Here is a 4,839-nt window from a genome sequence, read left to right as displayed (position 1 = left end):
AAGCCCGCTCCCACATTAAGCAGCTCTGCGTTTGATCTTGAGATGGCTTGCTCGCCCCTCGATGCGTCAACCATGTCCCCGCACAGGTGTCCCGTCCAAGACACGCTGTAAGAACCGCCCCCTGAATAACGGATAGACAGGCCAAAAAAAACGCCCCGAACCAGTCGGGGCGTTTTTCATTCAGCAATCACCAATCAAGCCTGATCAGCCAACCGCCACGTCGTCCCGCCCTTCCCGTCTTCCAACACCACACCCATCGCGGTCAGTTGGTCACGGATACGGTCAGACTCCGCCCAGTCCTTGTTGGCCCGGGCAGTCAAACGTGCCTGGATCAGCGCATCAACTTCAGCGGCATCCACACGCCCTTCAGCGCCCGCCTGCAGGAAGTCATCGGCTTCCATCTGCAATACGCCCAGCACGCTCGCCAGCTCTTTCAAACGTGCGGCAAGCCCCGCCGCTGCGTCGAGATCGTTCTCGCGCAGGCGGTTGATCTCGCGCACCATTTCAAACAGCACCGCGCAGGCTTCAGGCGTACCGAAGTCGTCGTTCATCACTTCGGTGAACCGCGCGACAAACGCTTCGCCGCCCGCAGGCGCCACGGAGGGCAGGCCTTTCAACGCGTGGTAGAAACGCTCCAAGGCGCCCTTGGCGTCCTTGAGGTTGTCTTCCGAATAGTTGATCGCGCTGCGGTAATGGCTCGACACCAACAGGTAGCGCACCACTTCCGGGTGATACTTTTCCAGCACGTCGCGAATGGTGAAGAAGTTGTTCAAGGACTTGGACATCTTCTCGCCATTGATGCGAATCATGCCGCAGTGCATCCACGCGTTGGCGTAGGTCTTGCCGGTGGCCGCTTCGCTCTGGGCGATTTCGTTTTCGTGGTGCGGGAACTCAAGGTCGCTGCCGCCGCCATGAATGTCGAAGGTCTCGCCCAGGCAGCAGGTGGACATCACCGAGCATTCGATGTGCCAGCCCGGGCGCCCGGCGCCCCATGGCGACTCCCAGCTCGGCTCGCCGGGCTTGGTGCCTTTCCACAGCACGAAGTCCAGCGGGTCTTGCTTGGCTTCGTCGACTTCGATCCGCGCACCGATGCGCAGGTCTTCGATTTTCTTGCGCGACAGCTTGCCGTAGCCCATGAACTTGGCGACGCGGTAGTACACGTCGCCATTGCCCGGGGCGTAGGCATAACCCTTGTCGATCAGGGTCTGGATCATCGCGTGCATGCCCGGGATATGGTCCGTGGCGCGCGGTTCCATGTCCGGCTTGAGGATGTTGAGGCGTGCCTCGTCCTCGTGCATCGCAGCAATCATGCGCTCGGTCAGCGCGTCGAACGACTCGCCGTTTTCGTTGGCGCGATTGATGATCTTGTCGTCGATGTCGGTGATGTTGCGCACATACGTCAGGTCATAACCGCTGAAACGCAACCAGCGGGTCACCAGGTCGAAGGCAACCATGCTGCGGCCGTGGCCGATGTGGCAGTAGTCATACACGGTCATGCCGCACACGTACATGCGCACCTTGTTGCCATCCAGCGGCTTGAAGACTTCTTTGGTCTTGCTGAGTGTGTTGTAGATCGTTAGCACGACAGTTCCTTAAAACAGAATCACTGGCCCCACGAATCACGCAAGGTCACGGTACGGTTGAATACCGGAGCACCGGGTTTCGAGTCCTTGATATCCGCGCAGAAGTAACCTTCGCGCTCGAACTGGAAACGGTCTTCCGGCTGTGCGTCGCCAAGCGATGGCTCGGCACGACAACCCGTGAGAACTTGCAGCGAGTCAGGGTTGATGTTGTCCAGGAAACTGGCACTGTCTTCGGCCTTCTCGGGATTCGGCGAGCGGAACAGGCGATCGTACAGGCGCACTTCGCACTCGACGCTGGCCGCCGCCGGCACCCAGTGCACCACACCTTTGACCTTGCGGCCTTCCGGGTTCTTGCCCAGGGTGTCCGGGTCGTAGGAGCAACGCAGTTCGACGATGTTGCCATCGGCGTCCTTGATCGCTTCGTCGGCACGGATCACGTAGCTGCCGCGCAGGCGTACTTCGCCGTTCGGCTCCAGGCGCTTGTAGCCTTTTGGCGGCTCTTCCATGAAGTCATCGCGGTCGATGTAGATTTCACGGGCGAACGGCAGCTTGCGCACGCCGAGTTCTTCTTTCTGCGGATGACGTGGCAGTTCGAGGTTTTCGACCTGGCCTTCCGGGTAGTTGGTGATCACCACCTTCAACGGACGCAGCACGCACATGGCGCGCGGGGCGTTCGCGTCGAGGTCCTGACGGATGCTGAATTCGAGCATGCCGTAGTCGACCACGCCGTCGGAGCGGTTGGTGCCGACCATCTCGCAGAAATTGCGGATCGATGCCGGGGTGTATCCACGGCGGCGGAAGCCCGACAGCGTCGACATACGCGGGTCGTCCCAGCCAAACACGTGCTTTTCATCGACCAGTTGCTTGAGCTTGCGCTTGCTGGTGATGGTGTAGTTCAGGTTCAGGCGGCTGAACTCGTACTGACGCGGGTGCGCCGGTACCGGCAGGCTGTCGAGGAACCATTCGTACAGCGGACGGTGGCTTTCGAACTCCAGGGTGCAGATGGAGTGGGTGATGCCTTCGATGGCGTCCGACTGACCGTGGGTGAAGTCGTAGTTCGGGTAGATGCACCACTTGTCACCGGTCTGGTGGTGATGGGCGTGGCGGATGCGGTACATGATCGGGTCGCGCAGGTTCATGTTCGGCGAGGCCATGTCGATCTTGGCACGCAGTACGCGGGCGCCGTCCGGGAACTCGCCGGCGCGCATGCGGTTGAACCAGTCCAGGTTCTCTTCAACCGAACGGTCGCGGAACGGGCTGTTCTTGCCCGGCTCGGTCAGGGTGCCACGGTATTCCTTGGCTTGCTCCGGGGTCAGGTCGTCTACGTAGGCCTTGCCGGCCTTGATCAACTCGACGGCCCAGTCGAACAACTGGTCGAAATACTTGGAGGCATAGCGCACTTCACCGGACCATTCGAAGCCCAGCCACTTGATGTCGCTTTCGATGGCGTCGATGTATTCCTGGTCTTCCTTGGCCGGGTTGGTGTCGTCGAAACGCAGGTGCGTGACGCCACCGAACTCCTGGGCCAGGCCGAAGTTCACACAGATCGACTTGGCGTGGCCGATGTGCAGGTAACCGTTGGGCTCAGGCGGGAAGCGGGTGACGATCTGCGTGTGCTTGCCCGAATCCAGGTCCGCCTGGATGATCGGGCGCAGGAAATTGACCGGGACGGCAGGTCCGGCCTTGGAATTCGAGGTAGGGTCGACAGTGGGCTTGCTCATAGGATCCTTGAACAGACGAAGTACTTGGCCGGGTGAGGCCGACAAACAAAGGGCTTATCATAGCCGATGCTGTCAAGGCCCTGACAGAGCGTGGCCAAAAACTGCTGCATTTATTGCATGGGCGGTAAAAAACCACCTCGAAATTCCCGCAGGTCACGCTAAACTGCGCGCCTTGGCTGCCGTTTTTGCCAAGCAGGTAAGGCGCAAAACGCCCAAACCCACGAATTCCTTGAAAGAGTAGTGAACATGACTCAAGTCAAACTGACCACCAACCACGGTGACATCGTCATCGAGCTGAACGCCGAGAAAGCGCCGATCACCGTCGCCAACTTCATCGAGTACGTTAAAGCCGGCCACTACGAAAACACTGTTTTCCACCGTGTCATCGGCAACTTCATGGTCCAGGGCGGCGGTTTCGAGCCGGGCATGAAAGAAAAGAAAGACAAGCGTCCAAGCATCCAGAACGAAGCGGACAACGGCCTTTCCAACGACAAGTACACCGTCGCCATGGCCCGTACCATGGAGCCGCATTCGGCCTCCGCGCAGTTCTTCATCAACGTCGCCGACAACACCTTCCTGAACCACAGCGGCAAGAACGTGCAGGGCTGGGGCTACGCGGTATTCGGTAAAGTCACCGAAGGCCAGGACGTTGTCGACAAGATCAAGGGTGTGCAAACCACCGGCAAGGCAGGTCACCAGGACGTACCGGTAGAAGACGTTATCGTCGAGAAAGCCGAGATCGTTGAGTGATATTGCTGATTTCAGATTTGCATCTGGAAGAGGAGCGCCCGGACATAACCCGGGCGTTTCTGGATTTACTGCACGGCCGCGCCCGTTCCGCCCAGGCGTTGTACATTCTGGGGGACTTCTTTGAAGCCTGGATTGGCGACGATGGGATGACGCCCTTCCAGCGTTCGATTTGCCTGGCCCTGCGCGAGCTGAGCGACAGCGGCACCCAGATATTCATCATGCATGGCAACCGGGATTTCCTGATCGGCAAGGCGTTCTGCAAAGCCGCAGGCGCAACCTTGCTCAAGGACCCGAGTGTGGTGCAACTCGCAGGCGAGCCCGTGCTGTTGATGCACGGCGACAGCCTGTGTACCCGCGACCTTGGCTATATGAAGCTGCGGCGCATCCTGCGTAACCCCATCACGCTGTTCATCCTGCGCCACCTGCCCTTGCGCACGCGGCACAAGCTGGCGCGCAAGCTGCGCAGTGAAAGCCGCGCGCAGACGCGAATGAAGACCAACGACATTGTCGATGTAACGCCCGAGGAAGTGCCGAGGGTGATGCAGCAGTTCGGCGTGCGTACGTTGGTGCATGGCCACACCCACCGCCCGGCGATTCACAAGTTGCAGATTGGCGAGCAAGCGGCCAAGCGCATTGTGCTGGGGGATTGGGACAAGCAAGGGTGGGCGTTGCAGGTGGATGAGCAAGGGTTTCAACTGGCGGCGTTTGACTTCGTCAACCCGCAACTGGCCTTGCCTGGCGCCTGATCCTCAGACACAACACCCATCAAATGTGGGAGCTGGCTT

The 4,839-nt window shown here is 59.7% G+C and carries 4 protein-coding genes; 2 read left to right on the top strand and 2 right to left on the bottom strand.

From position 1 onward, the window contains the following. Positions 1–194 precede the first annotated feature (194 nt). Complete coding sequence (gene cysS, locus HX815_RS14310) at positions 195–1,583, bottom strand: cysteine--tRNA ligase (RefSeq protein WP_177028449.1); 1,389 nt, start codon at positions 1,581–1,583, stop codon at positions 195–197. A 20-nt stretch (positions 1,584–1,603) separates the two neighbouring features. Further along, complete coding sequence (locus tag HX815_RS14305) at positions 1,604–3,304, bottom strand: glutamine--tRNA ligase/YqeY domain fusion protein (RefSeq protein ID WP_008432425.1); 1,701 nt, start codon at positions 3,302–3,304, stop codon at positions 1,604–1,606. Between the two features lie 246 nt (positions 3,305–3,550). On the opposite strand from HX815_RS14305, the gene HX815_RS14300 reads away from it, so the two are divergent. Further along, positions 3,551–4,054: a peptidylprolyl isomerase gene (locus HX815_RS14300; protein ID WP_003211783.1), complete on the top strand. Its 504-nt coding sequence runs from the start codon at positions 3,551–3,553 to the stop codon at positions 4,052–4,054. Beyond that, a complete protein-coding gene (gene lpxH / locus HX815_RS14295; protein ID WP_177028448.1) occupies positions 4,051–4,800 on the top strand; it encodes a UDP-2,3-diacylglucosamine diphosphatase in 750 nt (249 codons plus the stop codon). The genes HX815_RS14300 and lpxH overlap by 4 nt, the downstream gene beginning before the upstream one ends. The last annotated feature ends 39 nt before the right edge of the window (positions 4,801–4,839 follow it).

It is taken from the genome of Pseudomonas sp. E6002 (assembly GCF_013385565.1).
Taxonomy (GTDB): domain Bacteria; phylum Pseudomonadota; class Gammaproteobacteria; order Pseudomonadales; family Pseudomonadaceae; genus Aquipseudomonas.
This window is presented reverse-complemented; position numbering and strand designations above follow the sequence as displayed.

What these genes read in the sequence shown, in the direction of transcription:
- HX815_RS14300 (WP_003211783.1), top strand. Translation starts at nt 3,551, where the DNA reads ATGACTCAAGTCAAACTGACCACCAACCACGGTGACATCGTCATCGAG.
- HX815_RS14305 (WP_008432425.1), bottom strand. Translation starts at nt 3,304, where the DNA reads ATGAGCAAGCCCACTGTCGACCCTACCTCGAATTCCAAGGCCGGACCT.